This is a genomic window from Pseudomonas sp. FW300-N1A1 (genome assembly GCF_058789115.1).
On sequence record NZ_JBYTBK010000023.1, the window covers coordinates 54,151 to 73,174 of the forward strand.

Sequence of the window (19,024 nt, forward strand, 5' to 3'; positions counted from 1 at the left end):
GATCAGTCAGCGTGCGGCTGGCTGTTCTGTTCGGCCGGCAGGTTCTTGTCGGGGCTGATGACGATGTGAGCGCCGTTGTCGAGCTTGATCTGGCCGGCACTGATCACTTGCTCGCCGTTGCTCACGCCTTTGTTGATCAACACCAGACCGTCGCGGCGCTCACCGGTTTCGATGAACCGACGCTCGGCGACCAGCACCGGCTGACCCTGGTCGTCTTTTTCGAGGTTGCCTTGCGCGTCTTTTTTCTGCGCCGCCACATAGAGTGAGTTGCCGTACAGGGTGTAGGTGATCACGCTTTCAGGGACGACGATCTTTGGCTGAGGGTCGGGCAGCAGCACCTGCAGGCTGGCAAACATGCCGGGCAGCAGTTTGCCGTCGGGGTTGGCCAGCGTGGCGCGCACCAGCACGTTGCGGGTGGTGTTTTCGACCTTGGGATTGATGGCGCTGATGGTGCCGGGGAAGTTGAGGGTCGGGTAGGCCGAGACGCTTACCTGTACCGGCTGGCCGAGGGCGATTTTCGGCACCGCCTGTTCCGGAACGTAGAAGTCGACATACAGGCTGCTGAGGTCCTGCAGGGTGGCAATCACGGTGCCGCTGGCCAGGAAGTCGCCGACGTCGGCCTGGCGAATCCCGATGGTGCCGCTGAAGGGGGCAACGATGTGTTTCTTTTCCAGGGAGGCCTTGAGTTGATTGACCGTCGCCTTGCTCTTGGCCAGTTGTGCGGTGAGTCGGTCGAACTCGCCCTTGGAAATGGCCTCGCTGCCCACCAGTTGGCTGCCCCGGCCATAGTCCAGTTGTGCCAGGCCAAGGTCGGCCCGGGCGGTTTCCAGCAGGGCGCTTTCAACGGCGCTGTCGAGCTGGAGGATCGGCTGGCCGGCCTTGACCTTCTGCCCGGACTGGAATTGCACCTCGGTGACGGTGCCGGCGACCTCCAGGCTCAGGTCGACCCCTTGCAGCGCCTTGAGGGTGCCGACGCTGGGCAGGCGCACTTGCCAGGGGCGTTCGGTGGCGGTGGCCACGGCAACACTTACCGGTGGTTTCGGCACAGCGAAGGTCTGCATCACCTGGTAAATGGAAAAGGCCTTGTAGCCTCCCAGCACCAGGACGATCAGCAGTACACCCCCCAACATGATCAGCATGCGGCGACGCAGCATATTCCACTTCCTTGGAAAAAATCAGGTGAGACAGGCCGCACATTACTCCGAGAGTGCTGGCGTTTCCAATGGATGTTTTGGGGGCTGTCGGAGCGACGGCCTTGAACTCACGAACACCTGCCCGTGGCGAGCGAGCTTGCTCGCGCTGGGCTGCGCAGCAGCCCCTAAAAAAGTGGACGAGGGCTTGCTGAAAGACCGCGGTCGCCTGAATGGGGGCTCTGCGCGCCCCAGCGCGAGCAAGCTCGCTCGCCACGGGGAACATGACGATCAGACCAGGTGCAGATGGTTATCCCAGAGTCCTGCGGGGAGTTCGAGGGGTTTGGCCACCAACGTTGCCTGGCGACAATCGTAGTAGCGGCAACGCCCTTGACCCGAGGTCACGACAAAACCATCGGCCACCGCGCCGACCCCGGCGCAATCGGGGAGGGGCGCATCGAGTTTTACTTCACCGCTGTCCAGGTCCCAGATGAAAAACCGGTTGCCCCGTGGAGCGGTCAGCGCCACCAGCCGCAGGTCACTGTGCACCGCGACGCTGGCGGTGTAATGCCCCATGGCTTGCAACTGCTGCTCATCGACCGGGAACGGGACAAAGGGCTGGCCGGGACGCTTGATCGCCAGCAGTTCGGACGATTCGTGGGCGGCCCCCATGAATTGCTGGCCGGTGACGATGGTGCCGTCGCTGGCAATGCCCATGTGCCGAACGCTGTTCATCTGCTGGGCCAGGGTTTCCTTGCTCAGCAGGGTGCCGTCGCGCTGCATCAACACCAGGCTCGGCTCCATGGCATCGAGGTTCATCTCCACCCGGCTTTCGGCCTCGGTGCGGATGCCGCCGTTGGCCACCACCAGGGTTTCACCATCAGGCATCCACGACACTTGATGGGGGCCGACGCCGTGGGTGGAGATTTCACCGCGGTGCACCAGTCGCTCGTTCTCGAAACGGTACACCCCGAGCAGGCCGCGGCCCGGGTCGGTGGTGTCATTTTCCGTGGCGTACAGCCACTCACCGCCTTTGTGAATGACCGCATGGCCATAGAAGTGCCGGTTCGCTTGCGAGGCCAGGGTCTGCAGCAGCGTGCCGTCGCGCAGGTCGACCAGGTAGCTCTCGGTACCCGGTCGCCGGGCAACGAACAGCGCAATCGGCAGCTCGGGGTGATTGATGATGTCGTGGCAGCGCTGGCCGACTTCGGTGGCGAACACGCGCGTGCCATCCAGTCGATAGCCGACGGCGTAGTGCTTGCCGTCGCTGTCGTCGCGGGCCGAAAGCAGCAAAGGACCGGTGTCCTTTTGCTTGAACAGCTTCCAGCCGCCCAGCGTCACGGCACCCAGCAACAAACTGCCGAAAGTCAGAGCCTGGCGTCGCAGCATGGAGCTAACCCTCATCAGTCACCGTCGTTGGCGTTGAAGCCCAGTTGAATGCCCAGCGCCTTGGCCAGTTCGCCCTCGTGCAGGCGATGCACGACGTTGAGGCTGTCGTAGAGGTCGTTGAGTTGCTGGCGGCCGGCATCGTCGTTGAGCATTTCGGTCAGTGAGCGCTGGCTGCTGTCGAACAGCTTGATCGAGGCGGCATAGGCAGCATCGATCTTGTCGGCCAGTGGCTTCTGCTCGGCGGGCAACAGGCCGCGCAGGCCTTTGTTGTCGACGCCAACCCAGACGGTCCGGGCGGCCGCGAGGCTGGCTTCCAGGCTTTGCAGCGAGGACTGGCTGCGCCAAGCGTCCGCCTGGAAGGGTTGCGGGATGCCCTTGCTCTGACGTCCCATCGGCGTACCGAGTTTTTTCTTCAAAGTGTCCAGTGCCGTCACTTGCGCGCGTAGCAAATCGGCGATGGCCTCATGGGAGTCGGCGTAGCGCTGGTTCGGGAACTTGGTCATCTGCGCGAGCATGCCGTCGGTGCTGTTCCAGCTCGCCAGGATCTCTTCGGCCAATTGCTTCTGGCGCTCGCCGATGGCGGTCAGCAGCGGGCAATAACGGGCTTTTTGCGCTGCATCGGCGACGTTGCTCTTCTCGTCGAACAGAATGTACTCATAGGCCGAGAGGCCCTGGACGACTACGCTGGACTTGGCCAGGGCGGCGGCGTCGATTTGCGGCTGCGCGGTCAGCAATTGTTCGACCTGGCGACCGACCAGGTTTTTCTTGTCCGGCCAGAACTGGATCTGCCAGGAGCGGTTGCCCTCAGCCAGTGGGCCTACGAGCAGGGGCTGCAGTTCGGCCCAGGCTTTTTGCGCATGCAGGAAGTCGGCACGGGCGGTCGCCAGGTCCGACTTGCCTTCGCAGTAAGCCAGCGCGCTGACGGCCAGTTGGCGGTCGGCGTCGACCCAGCGGCTGTAGGTCGGCAGGATCACTTGCTTGGCAATGGCGGCGGAGGTGACGGCTTGTGGGTCCTGGGGCGCACAGGCGCCAAGGGCGAGGGCGGCAAGGCTGGTGAACAACAGCTTGGGACGGAACATGTCGGGCTCCCTATTGGTCTGGGGCAAGGCGTATGGGAAATGCGTTCAGAGCGAATTCAAAAAGGCCAGCAATGCAGCGCGTTGCTCGGCATTGAAAGCTAAAACCTGTTGCTGCGCCGCCTGGGCTTCACCGCCATGCCAGAGCACGGCTTCAAGCAGGTTGCGGGCGCGGCCGTCATGCAGGAACTGGGTGTGGCCGCTGACCGTTTGCGTCAGGCCTATGCCCCACAACGGCGGCGTGCGCCAGTCGCGGCCAGAGGCCTGGAATTCGCTACGGTGATCAGCCAGGCCTTCGCCCATGTCATGCAGCAGCAGATCGCTGTAGGGGCGAATCACTTGATTGGCCTGTTCAGGTTCGGCGGCATTGGCGGCGGTGGTGAAGGTCGGGGTGTGGCATGACTGGCAGCCGGCCTGGAAAAACAGATTCTTGCCGGCCAGCACTTGCGCGCCGTTGACGTCACGGCGGGCGGGCACGGCCAGGTTACGGCTGTAGAACAGCACCAGGCGCAAGATGTTGTCGCTGACTTCCGGCTCGCCATCCGGGCCATTGCCGTTGGGGGCCTGCAGGCAATCGGTCTGGGCCTGGGTGCAGTCATCGACGGGTCTCAGGTGGGTGGTGAGGCCCATATCACCAGAAAACGCGTGAACGTTTTGTTGATTGAGATTCGGTTGCCCGGCTTTCCAGCCAAATCGGCCCAGGACGGTCTTTTGCTGTGCATCATCCCAGACCAGGTTCGGCCGACCGGCAATGCCGTCCTTGTCTTTGTCCAGCGGGTCGGCGTTGGCCAGAATGTCCGCATCGGCAATCGCCTCGAGCAGGCCCAGGCCAATCATCGGCGGGGCGACCCGGGCGGAAAAACGCGTGTCGGGGTGCATCGGTCCGTAGCCTAGCTGGGTGATCTGCAGCTTGGGTTTGCGCAGTTCGACTTCACTGCCGTCGGCAAAGCGCACCGTCACCGGCTCGTAGTCGACGCGAACCTTGCCTTCCGGGGTGACGCCTGGCACCGCCATGTCCTGGAGTTGTCCGCCGTAGACCGGCTCGGGCACCACACCGACTTGCTCGACGAGCTTGGCGTCGGCCGGGGTCTCAGGGATCGACAGGCGCACCAGCATCGACACTGAATTGTTGGCATCGGGCGCCGGTGGATGGCCGCGACCATCCTTGATGTGGCAGTTCTGGCAACCGTTGGTGTTGAACAGCGGGCCGAGACCGTCACGGGCGGTGGTGGTCGACGGGGCCGTTACCCAAGGGCTGCGGAAAAAGCTGTTGCCGACGCTGAAGTCCAGTCGACGGGTCGGCGAGAGGTGGGCCGAAGGCATCGAGAAGGCATTCTGGTCAGTCTTGCGAACCGTTGCGGTGCCACCTGAGCGGGCCTCGCCGGGCTCGGCCTTGGTAAAGCGCGGGGCGTCATCGCAGGCACTCAGGCCCAGGGCCAGGAACAGTGCGGACAGGCGAAGAGACAGCGAGGGCATCAGAGATCCTGAAAGACGAGCAAAACAAGGGCGCAAAGTCTAACAGGGCAGGGGAGTTTGAATAAGAGGAATTATCGTTTGCTTGATCCAGGGCAACTGCGCAAGGTGCCGCATCTGGGCGTTGCCAACCGTCACGTTGCCTCAGGCTCATCGCACGCCCCCACCTGCGGCGATATCCCGAAGCGCCTGTTCGATCTGATAGCGGTTGCCGTCATGCAACAGCTCGTCAAACTGGGCCACGGCCTTGAGCACAAAAGGCATGCGCTGATGGATGTCGGACAGGTTGGTCATGAGGTTGCTGTCCAAGCCAATGGCGTGTCCATCATCAGGGCGCAGGGTCAAGGCCTCCCCCACGGTGTGGCAAGCTGTAGAGTGATAAGGTAACGCTCCTCAGTGGGGCGTTGATAATCCCTGAAGCGATTGACCGCCAGCATCACTTGGTACTTGTCGCCTGCTCGCCAGTAAGCCGTACCGCCCTTGTTCACATCTCGCAATCGGGCGCGCCATTGGGGCGTATCGGCGAACGAAGGAAAGTTCTTGATCCGGATTGGCGTCCAGCCAGCTTTGCGCCATTGCTCCTGCAGCTCCAGCACGACCTTGAGCGTATCGTCGAGTAGCAGCGGCTCGATTTGCGGGGACATCCGTACACTGTAGATCAACTCATTTCGGTAGATAACGGTGAAGAAACGGGCCAATGGGGTCACAAACCCATATTGAGGGTCTGTGAAAAGCAGACGGGCATCCGACTGGGGCATGTTGAACGACACTTGCCCGGGAATGGCTGGACCAATGGCCGCACTGGAGCGCTGGCGCATGGCCTCGTAAGGTTCACCTATCATCAGCACGATTTCCTTTTCCGATTGCGCTGCAATCGCCGCCCATGCAATGAAGGCCGCGACCGCGAGTGCAAACACACCGCGTCGCCAACCGACACGTTGCGTCAGACTCATCGCACGCCCCCACCTGCGGCGATATCCCGAAGCGCCTGTTCGATCTGATAGCGGTTGCCATCATGCAACAGCTCGTCAAACTGTGCCGCAGCCTTGAGCACAAAAGGCATGCGCTGATGGATGTCGGACAGGTTGGTCATGAGGTTGTTGTCCAAGCCAATGGTGTGTCCATCATCGAGGCGATGGGTCATGGCTTCACCCATGGCGTGGCAAGCTGCAGTTTGATGAGGTAACGCTCTTCAGTGGGGCGCTTATAGTCCCTGAAACGATTGACCACCATCATCACTTGATACTGATTGCCCGCTTGCCAGTAGGTTGTTCCCCCTTTACTTACGTCTCGCAATTGAGCTCGCCATTGTGGCGTGTCGGCGAACGGTGGAAAGTCATTGGCCCGGGTCGGTATCCAGCCGCCTTTGCGCCATTGCTCCTGCAGTTCCAGCACGACCTTGAGCGTATCGTCGAGCAGTAGCGGTTCGATTTGCGGGGACATACTGACACTGTTGACTAACTCATCATCAAAAGTGACCGTGAAAAACCGAGCCAGTGGGGTCACGAACCCATACATAGGGTCAATGAAGCGCAGGCGGGCATCCGATTTCGGCAATCGCCCCCAAAAGCGCCCGGCAATAGCCGGGTCAATCTCCGCACTGGAGCGCTGGCGCATGTCCTCCCAAGGCTCGCCGATCACCAGCGCGATTTCCTTTTCCGATTGCGCTGCAATCGCCGCCCATGCAATGCAGACAGCGACCGCGAGTGCAATCACACCGCTTCGCCAACCCAGACGTAGCGCCAGGCTCATCGCACGCCCCGACCTGCGGCGATGTCCCGAAGCGACTGCTGAATCTGGTAGCGGTTATCGTCATGCAGCAGCTCGTCAAACTGTGCCGCGGCCTTGAGCACAAAAGGCATACGCTGATGGATGTCGGACAGGTCGGCTACGGGGTTATTGCTGAAACCAATGGTGCGTCTGTCATCGACAGGCCGGCATTGGCTGGCCAGGGTCAGTTCGATGGCTTGAGCGACGCCGGATGGGATACCTGTGATGTAGGAGAGGTGATTGCCGCGCAGCAGAACCACCAACTTCAGGTCGCTGTACATCGCCGGTTGAAGGATGTTCCGCTGTTCGTGCCAAGCCAGATGGTCAACACTTTTGGCGATATTGCCAGCCTCAATGGCCTCGAAGGCTTGCAGGATTTCCTTATAGTTAGTACCGAACTCTAGTGTCTTCTGCCCGACCGGCCATAACACAGGGGGCTGGTCATGCCCATAAATGTTCTTACGCGAAGGCAGGCAGGTTTCGAGCGCCCCCAACCCCCGCTCCTTGTAGAAAACATGCAACGGATAGACGTCCAGGAATAGCGTGGTATTGCCCATGGCCAGCATCTCATACACATGCCGGTACAGCTGCTGCGCCATCGACAGCGGTTCATCTTCGCGCCTGAGGTCGATACTCGGCAGCGGGTTGTTGCCGATGGCGTGCTCGTAGTCCCGTTGTGCCTGCTCGTAGTCCCCCAGCTTCGCCTGCCGCTCACCTTCACTGCCGCTGAACAAGCCAAACAACCCTGCCCTGGCGCTATGCTTGAGGTGCTGTGCGGCTTCATGTTCGGCCTGGATCTTGTCGATCGAGTCGGCGGCGTGCAGCAGGCCGCAGCCCACCTGTTTCGAGGCGAAGGCGGCGAGCCCGGCCCACTGCAAGCGCGGATCGTGTAGCCAGAGCTGGGCGTAGGCGGCATTGATCGCACTGTTACGTGCCTTGGGGTCGGCGATCAGGGTGCCGCCTGGCGCCACGATGGCTTCGGCTCTTTGCTGGTACTCGCGCCAGAGGTTCTCGCAGACCTGTCCGGGCAGCGGCGCGAAGGTCGACGTGGGACGGTTCGGTGCAGGGGTGAAGCTGGAAGGGCGCGGTTCGGCTACCGGGTGGTGTGCGGTTGGCGCGGCGGGTTGAGCAGTGGCTCGGGGGCGTGGCGCGACGTTGTCGAACAACTGGCACCTGAGATTCTGGTTGGCAATCAGTCGCGGCGGCGGGTCGCACTTGCAACGGCAGAGATCGCCGTCGAGGGCGGCGGGGCGGCCATCCAGCAAGTCCACCAGGTGCGGCCCGTCGCACACGATGACCCCGGTGCTGTCGCATTCCGGGCAGTCGATCTCATCGCCTTCGCGGGCCATGGCCTGGCCATTGATGGTGCTGTATTCGTAGCCGGTGAGCACGGTGCCGTTGACCGTGGTTTTGGCTCCGACGGTGATGTGATAGCGCCTCATGCCAGACACGTCCTTATGTGATCGGTAGGGACGAGCACGCTAGGCGAGGCGGTGCTGGGAGATAAATCAGACGTTTCCTTGAGTGGTGTAGGTTTACTCTGAAATCGGGTTGTGGATGATCCGTGCGACCTGCTCAATCAAGCTCAACCCCGCAACTAGCTTGTGTGTCGATCGGAAGCATTCATCTACCGACAGATGGAGCAACGGTCTTCATGTTTCGATCCTGACGGTACTGCATCAGCCAAAAAAAATGCCCCGAGCGTGTCGGGGCATTTTCTTGACTCGGTGTTGACCGGGGTTGATCAGAACTCGTGATCAGCGTTGTCCGGGTTCAGGTCGCTGATGCCCAGTTTGCCTGCGGCCTGTTCGATCGAGCCGGTCTGCTTGACGAGGGCCGCGATGGCGTCACGTACTACCTGGTTGCCAGCGGTGTTGCCGGCGGCGATCAACTGGTCGTAGTGCTCGCCCTTGGTGGCGTGGTCAACCATGACCTGCAGCTTGGCTTCGGTCGCGGCCAGGTCGGCCTTGAGCGCGGCGTCTGCAGCTGGGTCGGCCTTGGCCACCAGCGACGACAGGCTGGCGCCAGTCATTTTGCTGCCATCGACACGGGTGTATTCGCCCAGATACACGTTACGAACGCCTTTGGCATCGTAGAAGTGCGAGTAATGGGTGTTGTCGCTGAAGCAGTCCTGTTCGTCTTCTGGAGAGTTGGCTTCCAGGGAGACTTTCATCCGCTCGCCCGCCAGTTCGCCCAGCGACAGGCTGCCCATGCCGAAGAGCATTTTGCGCAGGCCGGTATCAACAGGCTCGGCTTCCAGGGTGGCGCGATAGTTGTCGGCCACGTTCGGCTTCCAGTTACCGACCATTTCTTCCAGGTCGCTGACCAGCAGTTGGGTCACGGCCTTGAGGTAGGCACGGCGACGCTCGTTGTGGCCACCGGTAGCGCCTTTGCCTTCCAGGTAGTCGGAAGCAGGACGGTTGCCAGCGCCCGGGCCGGTGCCGTTCAGGTCCTGGCCCCACAGCAGGAATTCGATGGCGTGGTAGCCGGTAGCGACGTTGGCTTCGGAACCGCCCAGCTCGTTCAGGCTGGCCAGTTTTTCCGCGGTGATGTCTTTCACGTCGACTTTGTCTTCGCCGACCTGCACCTGGGTGTTGGCGATGATGTTGGCGCTGGCGCCCGGGTTACCCAGTGCGTGCTCGTAGGTCTTGTCGACGTAGTCGATCAGGCCTTCGTCCAGTGGCCAGGCGTTAACCTGTCCTTCCCAATCGTCGATGATGGTGTTGCCGAAGCGGAACACTTCGCTCTGCAGGTAAGGCACGCGTGCCGCTACCCAGGCAGCCTTGGCGGCTTTGAGGGTGTCGGCGTTCGGCTTGGCCAGGAACGCGTCGATCGCGGTCTGCAAGGTTTTCGCGGTGGATTCGGCATCGCTGTAGACGGCGTAGACGATGTCGGCGTAATGCGCGACAACGGCTTTGCCAGCAGCTTCGTCGACTTTACCGGCGGTAGCCGCGGCAGCCGGCGCTGCGGTGCTGGCGGCCGGAGTAGGCGCGGGTGCGGCCGCCTTGTCTTTGCCTTCGCCGCAACCGGCGAGGGAAATAGCGATGGCCAGCAAACTGGCGGTAGCCAGAGGCATACGAATCATGGCGAACATCCTGCTTCGGGAGATGATGGACAGGCGCGGGGTGCGCAAAACCGCAACATAATGCAAATCTTTCGCATTATGTGTAAAGGGCTGTGCTTGTAAATATTTCTTATTAACGGAGTCAATGCGTGGGGCCAGGCCCCGACGCATCACAGGATGGCGGCATTACTGCGCTGTGCCTGCTTGAGATAGGCACTCAGTTCGCGCGCCGGCAGCGGTTTGCTGTAGTGGTAACCCTGACCTTCGTGGCAACCCTCGGAGATGATGTACGCCTCTTGTTCGGCGGTCTCCACGCCTTCGGCGATGACCTGCATGCCCAGGCTTTTGCCCAGCTGGATGATGGCGCGGACGATGGTTGCGTCGTCATCGTCGTCCAGCAGGTCCTGGACGAAGCTCTTGTCGATCTTGATCTTGTCCAGCGGCAGGCTTTTGAGATAGCTGAGCGAGGAGTAACCGGTGCCGAAGTCGTCGATGGCGATCAAGGCTCCGGAACGGCGCAGGCTGAGCAGGTGCTGTGCCGCGGTGCTGATGTCTTCCATCAGGCCGGTTTCGGTGACCTCCAGCTCCAGGCTACGGGGCGGCAGGCGATAGATTTGCAGCAGGTTATTGACCACCCGGGGCAGTTCGGCGTGGTGCAACTGCACGGTAGACAGGTTGACCGCCATGCGCAGGTCGCTGAATCCCTGGTCGTGCCATTCGCGCAGCTGGCGGCAGGCCTGGTCCAGTACCCATTCGCCGATGGCGATGATGGTGCCGTTCTGCTCGGCCAGCGGAATGAACAAGTCCGGTGGAACCAGGCCATGTTCGGGATGTTGCCAGCGAATCAGCGCCTCGACGCCGACGACGCGGTGATCGCGGTAGCTGATCTGCGGCTGGTAGACCAGGTAGAACTGCTCGCGGCCGAGGGCGTCACGCAGGTCTTTTTCCAGTTCGCGGCGCCGGCGCATTTCACTGTCCACGCTGGCGATGTAGAACTGATATCGGTTGCGCGAACGGGTCTTGGCCAGGGTCATGGTCTGTTCGGCTTTTTGCAGCAGCTTTTCGGTGCTGTCGCCATCTTCCGGGAACAGGGTGATGCCGATGGTTGCACGCAGGCGGATCTCCTGATGATCGAGGGCGAAGGCCACTTCCAGGTCGTCAAGAATGCTTTGTGCCAATTCGGCCGCTTCGTAAGGCTGCTCGATGTCAGCCTGAACCAGTGCGAACTGATCCCCCCCGAGACGAGCCAGGGCGCCGAGGCGGCCACTGTGGGCGCGCAGGCGATCGGCCAGGGCCAGCAGCAATTGGTCGCCAGTCTGGTAGCTGAACTGCTCGTTGATGCCTTTGAAATCGTCCAGGCCGACGCAGATCACCGCGACCCGACGCTGCAGGCGACCGGCATCCACCAGAATCTTGTCCAGCTGCTGCTGCAATTGCTGACGGTTCGGCAGGCCGGTGAGGAAGTCGTACTGGGCCATGCGCAGCAGGCTGTTTTCGGCCTCGTGGCGCAGGTGGGTATTGCGCTCGATGGACTCCAGCAACTGGTTGGCGGTGTTGATCCAGAGCCCCAGTTCGTTCTTCTCGTGGCCCTTGAGCAGCGGAATCTTGTGTTCGCTGGGACGGTCGGGGTTGATATTGGTCAGGTGCTCGATGATCCGCGACAGCGGCTTGGTCAGCAGCCAGTGATAGACCAGGTACAGCACCAGCCCCATGGCCATTGCCCTGAGCACGCCGGAAATAAAAATGATGACGGAGCTGACAATAAACCCCTGGCCATAGGTGGCGGTGTCAAGGGTGATGCTCAGGTCGCCGTAATACTCACTGTAGGGGCCTCGGCCTACCAGCGAGGTGGTGAAGGTGCGCTCTTTGCCCAGAATCAGGTCAGTCAGCCAGCGACTGTCGGACTGCTGCGGTTCGCGGCTCTTTTGCGCGAGCATGGTTTCGTTGGGGTGGCCGATGGAGGCCATGCGCACGGCCTCATCCTGGAACAGGCCTTCGATGACCTGCATGCCCATTTCCCGGTCGAGGCTATACACCGCCTGGGTCGAGGGGTCGCGAAACATGTCGAGGATGCGGTCGGCATCGTTGGCCACGGCCTGACGGGTTTTATAAGCATCGAAGACAATCTGTGCGCAGCTTAAAACGACACCGACGATCAATGCCGACAAGAGCACGACCCGGAGCAACTTCACCGACAAGCTGTTTTTGAGTTCCAGCTTCAAAGGGTAATTCCTTGTTCCATGCGGGTAACGTCAAGTTGCCATGAGTATTGGCAATCCTGTAATGGCAGTCAAAGGGGCAATCTTAACGCTTTTGTCTGCTGGCTTGACTGCATCACCCTGTCAGCTGGCAATTGGAGACCATTGATAGTGTGTCGGTAGGTACCTCCTGCAACTTGAGGGGCAGGGGAGAATATTTCCATCTGGTTGATGGTAGACGCCTGTGGCGCAGCGGCAAGGCGTTCTTTGTTTTCAGCCTGCTTGCGGGGACATTCACCGGGGCCGGGAATAAAAAAACCCGGCGATGCCGGGTTTTTTCACTGCAAGCCGACTCAAGCGGTGAAGGTTTTGCCTTCGAACTGCTCAGCCACGAACTTCCAGTTGACCAGGTTCCAGAACGCTTCGACATACTTTGGACGAACGTTGCGGTAGTCGATGTAGTAAGCGTGTTCCCAGACGTCGCAGGTCAGCAGCGGGGTGTCGCCGCTGGTCAGCGGGTTGCCGGCGCCGATGGTGCTGGCCAGGGCCAGGGAACCGTCAGCCTTTTTCACCAGCCAGCCCCAACCGGAACCGAAGGTGCCGACGGAAGTCTTGGTGAATTCTTCTTTGAACTTGTCGAACGAACCGAATGCCGCGTTGATGGCTTCAGCCAGTGCGCCGGTAGGTTGGCCGCCAGCGTTTGGCGCCAGGCAGTTCCAGTAGAAAGTGTGGTTCCAGACCTGAGCGGCGTTGTTGAAGATGCCACCCGAAGAGGTTTTGACGATCTCTTCCAGGGTCTTGCCTTCGAACTCGGTGCCTGGCACCAGGTTGTTCAGGTTCACGACATAGGTGTTGTGGTGCTTGTCGTGGTGGTATTCCAGGGTTTCCTGGGAAATGTGCGGCTGCAGTGCGTCGTATGCGTAAGGCAGTGGCGGCAATTCGAAAGCCATGGTGATTCTCCTAATCAGGTCAGTTGCGGTGGGCGCAAGGCCGATCACGGGCGGCCAGACAAGCGCCGGGGAGTTTGTACTCTTTGCGGCGCAGGTCTCGGATCATAGCACCGGGGGGGCGGCATAACCACGCAACAACTGTGTGGGATAGAGGTTCCAGAGCTGTCGGGAGCAATCAACCGGCCATGATCAGTTGGAAGGCCACCGCGTACATCATCACCGCCACCAACAGGTCGAGTATCCGCCAGGTACTTGGGCGTGCCAGCCAGGGTGCCAGCCATGCCGCGCCGAGGGCCAGGGTGAAGAACCACAGCAGCGATGCACTCGCCGCTCCCACGACATAGGCACCGGGTTCGGTCTGTTGTGCGCCGAGGGAGCCGATCAGTAGCACCGTGTCCAGGTACACATGGGGGTTGAGCAGCGTGACCGCCAGGGCGCTGAGCATCACCGCGCGCAATGAGCGAACGGTCTGGTTCTCGCCTTGTTGCAGGCTTTGCCTGGAACAAGCCCGACGCAGTGCCTGGCTGCCGTACCACAGAAGGAACGCCGCGCCACCCCAGCGGGCAAAGGCCAGCAAGGTCGGGTTCTGGGCCAGCACCGTGGCCAGGCCGAAGACCCCGGCGGCGACCAGCAGGGCATCGCAGGTGACGCAGAGTGCGGCCACCGGCAGGTGATGTTCGCGACGCAGACTCTGCGCCAGGACGAACGCGTTTTGCGTGCCGATCGCCATGATCAGCCCCGCAGCGACCAACAGGCCGTTCACATAGCTTTGCCACATAGGAATTACTCCGCGTCTGCCGCCAGTTGCCGTAGCACTGACATGGCACGTTCAGCGTCGGCCAGGCCGACAAACAAATGGTCGTGGTAGTAGCCGGCAATCACGTTGCAGCTGATGCCGGCCTTGCCCAGCGCAGTGGCGAAGGCGGCCGTAAGGCCGACGGCGGAAAGGGCCGAGTGCACCTTGAGGGTGATCCATGCCGCCCGGTAGTCGAAACTGAAGCCGGCCTTCTCGGCTTCGGATCGCGCAAGGATCAGGGTCAGGCCTTCCTGTTCCCGGAAGCTGCCGATGATCTCGCAGCCTTGTGGCAAGCGGCCGTCGCGAATCGTGCAGAACACATATTCTCCGTCGTTGAGGTGGGGGCTCATGCTGCGCAGCAGGGTGTCGAGTGAGGTTTCGCCAGCCATGACGCTGATCCTTGTCCAAGAGTGCTTGCTGGCTATTCTCCTGTTCCAGGCTGTATAAGAAAAACCAATATTGCTGATCGCTCATTAGGAGAATTGATGTTCGACTATAAACTGCTGTCCGCCCTTGCTGCCGTGGTCGAGCAGGCCGGGTTCGAACGCGCGGCACAGGTGCTGGGGTTGTCCCAATCGGCGATATCCCAGCGCATCAAATTGCTTGAAGCTCGCGTCGGCCAGCCGGTACTGGTACGGGCCACGCCACCGGCACCCACGGAGATCGGCCGGGGCTTGCTCAACCATGTGCAGCAAGTGCGCTTGCTGGAGCGCGATCTGCAAAGCCTGGTGCCGGCGCTTGACGAAGAAGGCTTGCCCGAGCGTTTGCGCATCGCCCTCAACGCCGACAGCCTGGCCACCTGGTGGGCTGAGGCCGTGGGGGAATTTTGCGCCGAGCAGCATCTGTTACTCGACCTGGTGGTGGAGGACCAGACGGTCGGCCTCAAACGCATGCGCGCCGGAGAAGTGGCCGCGTGCGTGTGTGCCAGTGAGCGGCCGGTGGCCGGGGCCCGCAGCGTATTGCTGGGGGCGATGCGCTATCGCGCCCTGGCCAGTCCGGCGTTCATCGCCCGGCACTTCCCGAATGGGGTCAAGGCCGACCAGTTGGCCCGCACCCCTGCGCTGGTGTTCGGCCCGGACGATTTCCTGCAACACCGCTACCTGGCGTCATTGGGGGTCGATGGAGGCTTCGAGCACCATTTGTGCCCGTCTTCCGAAGGCTTTATCCGCCTGACCGAAGCCGGCCTGGGATGGGGGCTGGTGCCGGAACTGCAGGTTCGGGAACAGCTTGAGCGGGGTGTCCTGGTGGAGTTGTTGGCAGATAAACCCATCGATGTGCCGCTGTACTGGCATCATTGGCGCAATGGTGGCCAGCTGCTCGGCTTACTCACTGAACATCTGGTGCGCCTGTCCCGACAGTGGTTGGTGCCGTTGGAGTCGCGGTAAGCGTCTAGCTGCAAGCGGCAGGTGAAGCGCTGCGCACCGTTTTTAACTTGCAGCTTGTGGCTTGAAGCTTGTAACTGCATCTGTAGGAGCAATAAATGAAAATTCTGGTCACCGGCGCAAGCGGCTTCATTGGCGGGCGCTTTGCGCGGTTCGCCCTGGAGCAAGGCCTGGACGTACGGGTCAACGGGCGCCGGGCCGAAAGCGTCGAACACCTGGTTCGACGCGGAGCACAGTTCGTTCAGGGCGATCTTACCGACGCGCAACGGGTGCGCGACCTGTGCGTGGATGTCGATGCCGTGGTGCATTGCGCCGGAGCAGTGGGGCTGTGGGGGCGTTATCAAGACTTTCACCAAGGCAACGTGCTGGTCACTGAAAACGTGGTCGAGGCCTGCCTCAAGCAGAACGTCCGGCGTCTGGTGCATTTGTCGTCGCCGTCCATCTACTTCGATGGCCGCGATCACCTGGGGTTGACCGAGGAGCAGGTGCCCAAGCGCTTCAAGCACCCGTACGCCGCCACCAAGTACCTGGCCGAGCAAAAGGTCTTCGGGGCCCAGGAGTTTGGCCTGGAAGTACTGGCGCTGCGCCCGCGATTCGTCACGGGGGCCGGCGACATGAGCATTTTCCCGCGCCTGTTGAAAATGCAGCGCAAGGGGCGCCTGGCGATCATCGGCAATGGATTGAACAAGGTCGACTTCACCAGCGTGCAGAACCTCAACGAAGCCCTGCTCAGTTGCCTGCTGGCGACCGGGTCGGCGCTGGGCAAGGTCTACAACATCAGCAACGGGACGCCCGTGCCGCTGTGGGATGTGGTCAATTACGTGATGCGACAGATGGAAGTCCCCCAGGTGACGCGTTACCGTTCCTATGGTCTGGCTAACAGTGTCGCGGCGCTGAACGAAGGGTTTTGCAAGCTCTGGCCTGGGCGGCCCGAACCGACGCTGTCCTGCCTGGGCATGCAAGTGATGCACAAAAACTTCACCCTGGACATCAGCCGCGCCCGGCATTACCTGGACTACGACCCCAAGGTCAGCTTGTGGTCGGCACTGGATGAATTCTGCGGTTGGTGGAAGGCTCAGGACATCGGCACACGACAGGGGTGAACCGAGTCCAGGGTTCGAGGTCGATCAATGCGGCGGGTTCAGGGTTTATACTCGTCGCATTTAGCCATCACTGTGGTTCAAAAAGGTTGACTCATGTCCATGCGTAACGATGCCAACGACGACTTCGATGATGTACCGAGCCTGCGCGCGGACAGCTTCGATCACGACGACTTCCCGAGCACGGCCGCTGCCCGCGAGCGCACCAGCGTGCATTCGCGCCCGGTGCCGCAGGCCAAGGGGCCGAGTACCGGGCCGTTGTGGGCGTTGGTCGGTGCGTTGTTCTTTGCGTTCATTGGCCTTGCCTGGTGGAGCTTCCAGCAGATTTCGCTGATGGAGCAGCAACTGGTGGCCACCCAGGAAAGCTTCGCCCGGATCAGTGAAGAAGCGGCCGGGCGTTTGCAGGACATTTCCGGCAAGGTCGTTGCCAGCCAGTCCCATGTCACCAACGACAGCGAAGCGCTCAAGCTGCAAATCAGGCAACTGGAAAGCAAGTTGCAGGAGCAGGGCCAACAGCAGCAAGGCGTGGTGGGGCAGGCGACGGACCTGGATAAGCGCCTGGCGCAGATCGTCGCCCAGAGCGCCGAGCAGCGTGGCGTCAATACTCAGTTGCAAAGCGAACTCAAGGTCCTGAGTGCTGACGTGGCAACACTCAAGAACACGCCAGCCGACACCAGCAAAGTCGAAGCTGAGCTGAAAAGCCTCAGCGCCGACATCGCGGCCTTGAAGAAACAAGGCAATCCAAGCGCGGCCATCGAGCGCCTGGAGCAAGACTTGATCGTGCTCAAAAGCCAGCAGGACAACCGCCCGATGCCTCAAGGTGGCGCCAATGTCGCTGAGTTCGATGCCTTCCGTGGCCAGGTCACGCGCAATATCACGACCTTGCAGAGCCAGATCAGGAACCTGCAGCAGCAAATCAGCGCGCGACCGTGACGCCTGGCCACCGCGTGCCTGGGTTGTCCTGAACAGTCGTACATAGCTTCAAGCCGTCTACGCTCTTGAAACATCAACAAGAACGAGGGACGCACAATGAGGTTTGCGCAAAAGATCGCCTTGCTGGGCTGGCTGCTGGTGGTGTGCCTGGGGCAGGCCCAGGCAGCCGGGAAGGCGGAGGCGGAAGACAAGGCCGCGCTGGCCCTGCTGGAAAAAGCCCTGGCCTATTACCACGACAATGGCGACAAGGCGTTTGCCGCGTTCAGTCGCCAGGGCGAGTTTGTGGTCAAGGACATGTATGTCTTTGTGGTCGATACCAAGGGCATCATGCTCGCCAGCGGCGGGCCATCCTCAGCCCTGATCGGGCGCGACGTGTCCGAGGTGCTGGGGCCGGATTTGCAGAAGGCCTTCAAGAACGCCTTGCTGGTGCCTGAGGGGAACGGCATTCAGCAGGCCGATTACCGATGGCAGAACTGGTCTGACGGCAGGGTTGAGCGCAAGCATGTGTTCTACCAGCGCATCGGCGAGCGGATCCTGGCGGTCGGCTACTACTTGCCACGGGCTTCGGCCGAGCAGGCCAAAGTGTTGCTCGACAAGGCCGCCGCGGACCTGGGCAAGGACGAAAAGGCCACGATCAAGGCGATCAATTCGCTGCAGGGCGGCTTTCTGCAAGATGACCTCTATGTGTTTGTCGTCGATCTCGACAGCCAGCGTTACCTGGCCCATGGCACCAACCTTCGATTGATCAATACCGATTTCGGCCGGATTCAGGACCCGGACGGTAAACCCGTCGGTGAGCCAATTCTGGCGCTGATGGCCGGCCAGGATCAGGGCGAATACGATTACCGCTGGAAAAACCCGGTCACCGGCAAGGTGGAAGACAAGCACGCCTACCTGAAAAAGGTCGGCAACCGGCTGGTGGCGGTGGGGTATTACAGCCCTTGAAGCGAGGCAAATCCCTTAAGGATGATTGTTTGTCTTGCTCTCGCCACGCAGGGGTGTGCCGAACACCTGCCCCGTGGCGAGCGAGCTTGCTCGCGCTGGGCTGCGTGGCAGCCCAAAAACCGGTCACCCAGGTCATTCTGAAAGACCGCCATCGTCTGGTCAGGGCGCGCTGCGTACGCCAGCGGCAGCAAGCTCCCTCGCCACAGGCCTATGGGAGCAACAGCTTCAATCACCTGGCCTGGAGTACCGAACACCTGCCCCGTGGCGAGCGAGCTTGCTCGCGCTGGGCTGCGCAGCAGCCCCAAAACCGCTCACCCTGGTCATTCTGAAAGACCGCCATCGTCTGGTCAGGGCGTGCTGCGCACGCCAGCGGGAGCAAGCTCCCTCGCCACAGGCCTATGGGAGCAACAGCTTCAATCACCTGGCTTGGAGTGCCGGGCACCTGCCCCGTGGCGAGCGAGCTTGCTCGCGCTGGGCTGCGCAGCAGCCCCAAAACCGCTCACCCAGGTCATTCTGAAAGACCGCCATCGCCTGGTCAGGGCGCGCTGCGCACGCCAGCGGGAGCAAGCTCCCTCGTCACAGGCCTATGGGAGCAACAGCCTCAATCACCTGGCCTGGAGTGCCGAGCACCTGCCCCGTGGCGAGCGAGCTTGCTCGCGCTGGGCTGCGCAGCTGCCCCAAAACCGGTCACCCAGGTCGTTCTGAGAGACCGCCATCGCCTGGTCAGGGCGCGCTGCGCACGCCAGCGGGAGCAAGCTCCCTCGCCACAGGCCTATGGGAGCAACAGCCTTGATCACCAGGGATAAAGTGCCGAACAC

The 19,024-nt window shown here is 61.4% G+C and carries 18 protein-coding genes; 4 read left to right on the top strand and 14 right to left on the bottom strand.

Translation table 11 applies throughout. The features are described 5' to 3' along the window. Positions 1-2: 2 nt before the first annotated feature. The 14 genes from AC3WQN_RS16480 to AC3WQN_RS16545 form a co-directional block, all read right to left on the bottom strand. Positions 3-1,154, bottom strand: coding sequence for an efflux RND transporter periplasmic adaptor subunit (locus tag AC3WQN_RS16480; RefSeq protein WP_492589411.1), 1,152 nt, complete (start codon positions 1,152-1,154; stop codon positions 3-5). 267 nt (positions 1,155-1,421) lie between these two features. After that, positions 1,422-2,519: a DUF1513 domain-containing protein gene (locus tag AC3WQN_RS16485; protein ID WP_103400826.1), complete on the bottom strand. Its 1,098-nt coding sequence runs from the start codon at positions 2,517-2,519 to the stop codon at positions 1,422-1,424. 14 nt (positions 2,520-2,533) lie between these two features. Next, entirely contained in the window at positions 2,534-3,598 is a 1,065-nt protein-coding gene (locus AC3WQN_RS16490; protein ID WP_103400825.1) for an imelysin family protein, read from the bottom strand. A 45-nt stretch (positions 3,599-3,643) separates the two neighbouring features. Beyond that, entirely contained in the window at positions 3,644-5,071 is a 1,428-nt protein-coding gene (locus AC3WQN_RS16495) for a di-heme oxidoreductase family protein (RefSeq protein ID WP_103400824.1), read from the bottom strand. 147 nt (positions 5,072-5,218) lie between these two features. Next, positions 5,219-5,362, bottom strand: coding sequence for a hypothetical protein (locus AC3WQN_RS16500; RefSeq protein ID WP_158248635.1), 144 nt, complete (start codon positions 5,360-5,362; stop codon positions 5,219-5,221). 47 nt (positions 5,363-5,409) lie between these two features. Further along, a complete protein-coding gene (locus tag AC3WQN_RS16505) occupies positions 5,410-6,021 on the bottom strand; it encodes a hypothetical protein (protein ID WP_492589409.1) in 612 nt (203 codons plus the stop codon). Further along, positions 6,018-6,224 (bottom strand): hypothetical protein, encoded by a 207-nt coding sequence (locus tag AC3WQN_RS16510; protein WP_103402415.1) that lies wholly within the window; start codon positions 6,222-6,224, stop codon positions 6,018-6,020. The genes AC3WQN_RS16505 and AC3WQN_RS16510 overlap by 4 nt, the downstream gene beginning before the upstream one ends. Next, complete coding sequence (locus AC3WQN_RS16515) at positions 6,209-6,820, bottom strand: hypothetical protein (RefSeq protein ID WP_103402414.1); 612 nt, start codon at positions 6,818-6,820, stop codon at positions 6,209-6,211. The genes AC3WQN_RS16510 and AC3WQN_RS16515 overlap by 16 nt, the downstream gene beginning before the upstream one ends. Then, the gene (locus tag AC3WQN_RS16520; protein ID WP_492589406.1) at positions 6,817-8,280 is read right to left on the bottom strand and encodes a PAAR domain-containing protein; all 1,464 of its coding nucleotides are present in this window, start codon (positions 8,278-8,280) and stop codon (positions 6,817-6,819) included. The genes AC3WQN_RS16515 and AC3WQN_RS16520 overlap by 4 nt, the downstream gene beginning before the upstream one ends. Positions 8,281-8,582: 302 nt before the next feature. Next, positions 8,583-9,923, bottom strand: a complete 1,341-nt coding sequence (locus AC3WQN_RS16525; RefSeq protein WP_095078616.1) for an imelysin family protein — start codon at positions 9,921-9,923, stop codon at positions 8,583-8,585. Positions 9,924-10,072: 149 nt separating this feature from the next. Continuing rightward, positions 10,073-12,124 (bottom strand): putative bifunctional diguanylate cyclase/phosphodiesterase, encoded by a 2,052-nt coding sequence (locus tag AC3WQN_RS16530; RefSeq protein ID WP_103401926.1) that lies wholly within the window; start codon positions 12,122-12,124, stop codon positions 10,073-10,075. 329 nt (positions 12,125-12,453) lie between these two features. Continuing rightward, on the bottom strand, positions 12,454-13,050 hold the full coding sequence (locus tag AC3WQN_RS16535) for a superoxide dismutase (protein WP_095078614.1): 597 nt from the start codon (positions 13,048-13,050) through the stop codon (positions 12,454-12,456). A 175-nt stretch (positions 13,051-13,225) separates the two neighbouring features. After that, positions 13,226-13,828: a LysE/ArgO family amino acid transporter gene (locus tag AC3WQN_RS16540; RefSeq protein ID WP_103401925.1), complete on the bottom strand. Its 603-nt coding sequence runs from the start codon at positions 13,826-13,828 to the stop codon at positions 13,226-13,228. Between the two features lie 5 nt (positions 13,829-13,833). Further along, positions 13,834-14,235, bottom strand: a complete 402-nt coding sequence (locus AC3WQN_RS16545; RefSeq protein WP_103401924.1) for an ACT domain-containing protein — start codon at positions 14,233-14,235, stop codon at positions 13,834-13,836. A gap of 96 nt (positions 14,236-14,331) precedes the next feature. On the opposite strand from AC3WQN_RS16545, the gene AC3WQN_RS16550 reads away from it, so the two are divergent. The 4 genes from AC3WQN_RS16550 to AC3WQN_RS16565 all read left to right on the top strand — a co-directional run bounded on the left by AC3WQN_RS16550 (position 14,332) and on the right by AC3WQN_RS16565 (position 18,206). Then, positions 14,332-15,231, top strand: coding sequence for a LysR family transcriptional regulator ArgP (locus AC3WQN_RS16550; RefSeq protein ID WP_103401923.1), 900 nt, complete (start codon positions 14,332-14,334; stop codon positions 15,229-15,231). A 95-nt stretch (positions 15,232-15,326) separates the two neighbouring features. After that, positions 15,327-16,331 carry an NAD-dependent epimerase/dehydratase family protein gene (locus AC3WQN_RS16555; protein WP_103401922.1) on the top strand — a complete coding sequence of 335 codons (1,005 nt, stop codon included), beginning with the start codon at positions 15,327-15,329 and terminating at the stop codon, positions 16,329-16,331. 93 nt (positions 16,332-16,424) lie between these two features. Then, the gene (locus tag AC3WQN_RS16560; protein WP_178081949.1) at positions 16,425-17,261 is read left to right on the top strand and encodes an ATPase; all 837 of its coding nucleotides are present in this window, start codon (positions 16,425-16,427) and stop codon (positions 17,259-17,261) included. A gap of 96 nt (positions 17,262-17,357) precedes the next feature. Continuing rightward, positions 17,358-18,206 carry a cache domain-containing protein gene (locus AC3WQN_RS16565; protein ID WP_103401921.1) on the top strand — a complete coding sequence of 283 codons (849 nt, stop codon included), beginning with the start codon at positions 17,358-17,360 and terminating at the stop codon, positions 18,204-18,206. Positions 18,207-19,024: the final 818 nt, after the last annotated feature.

What these genes read in the sequence shown, in the direction of transcription:
- AC3WQN_RS16480 (WP_492589411.1), bottom strand. Translation starts at nt 1,154, where the DNA reads ATGCTGCGTCGCCGCATGCTGATCATGTTGGGGGGTGTACTGCTGATC.
- AC3WQN_RS16485 (WP_103400826.1), bottom strand. Translation starts at nt 2,519, where the DNA reads ATGCTGCGACGCCAGGCTCTGACTTTCGGCAGTTTGTTGCTGGGTGCC.
- AC3WQN_RS16490 (WP_103400825.1), bottom strand. Translation starts at nt 3,598, where the DNA reads ATGTTCCGTCCCAAGCTGTTGTTCACCAGCCTTGCCGCCCTCGCCCTT.
- AC3WQN_RS16495 (WP_103400824.1), bottom strand. Translation starts at nt 5,071, where the DNA reads ATGCCCTCGCTGTCTCTTCGCCTGTCCGCACTGTTCCTGGCCCTGGGC.
- AC3WQN_RS16500 (WP_158248635.1), bottom strand. Translation starts at nt 5,362, where the DNA reads ATGACCAACCTGTCCGACATCCATCAGCGCATGCCTTTTGTGCTCAAG.
- AC3WQN_RS16505 (WP_492589409.1), bottom strand. Translation starts at nt 6,021, where the DNA reads ATGAGTCTGACGCAACGTGTCGGTTGGCGACGCGGTGTGTTTGCACTC.
- AC3WQN_RS16510 (WP_103402415.1), bottom strand. Translation starts at nt 6,224, where the DNA reads ATGGGTGAAGCCATGACCCATCGCCTCGATGATGGACACACCATTGGC.
- AC3WQN_RS16515 (WP_103402414.1), bottom strand. Translation starts at nt 6,820, where the DNA reads ATGAGCCTGGCGCTACGTCTGGGTTGGCGAAGCGGTGTGATTGCACTC.
- AC3WQN_RS16520 (WP_492589406.1), bottom strand. Translation starts at nt 8,280, where the DNA reads ATGAGGCGCTATCACATCACCGTCGGAGCCAAAACCACGGTCAACGGC.
- AC3WQN_RS16525 (WP_095078616.1), bottom strand. Translation starts at nt 9,923, where the DNA reads ATGATTCGTATGCCTCTGGCTACCGCCAGTTTGCTGGCCATCGCTATT.
- AC3WQN_RS16535 (WP_095078614.1), bottom strand. Translation starts at nt 13,050, where the DNA reads ATGGCTTTCGAATTGCCGCCACTGCCTTACGCATACGACGCACTGCAG.
- AC3WQN_RS16540 (WP_103401925.1), bottom strand. Translation starts at nt 13,828, where the DNA reads ATGTGGCAAAGCTATGTGAACGGCCTGTTGGTCGCTGCGGGGCTGATC.
- AC3WQN_RS16545 (WP_103401924.1), bottom strand. Translation starts at nt 14,235, where the DNA reads ATGGCTGGCGAAACCTCACTCGACACCCTGCTGCGCAGCATGAGCCCC.
- AC3WQN_RS16550 (WP_103401923.1), top strand. Translation starts at nt 14,332, where the DNA reads ATGTTCGACTATAAACTGCTGTCCGCCCTTGCTGCCGTGGTCGAGCAG.
- AC3WQN_RS16555 (WP_103401922.1), top strand. Translation starts at nt 15,327, where the DNA reads ATGAAAATTCTGGTCACCGGCGCAAGCGGCTTCATTGGCGGGCGCTTT.
- AC3WQN_RS16560 (WP_178081949.1), top strand. Translation starts at nt 16,425, where the DNA reads ATGTCCATGCGTAACGATGCCAACGACGACTTCGATGATGTACCGAGC.
- AC3WQN_RS16565 (WP_103401921.1), top strand. Translation starts at nt 17,358, where the DNA reads ATGAGGTTTGCGCAAAAGATCGCCTTGCTGGGCTGGCTGCTGGTGGTG.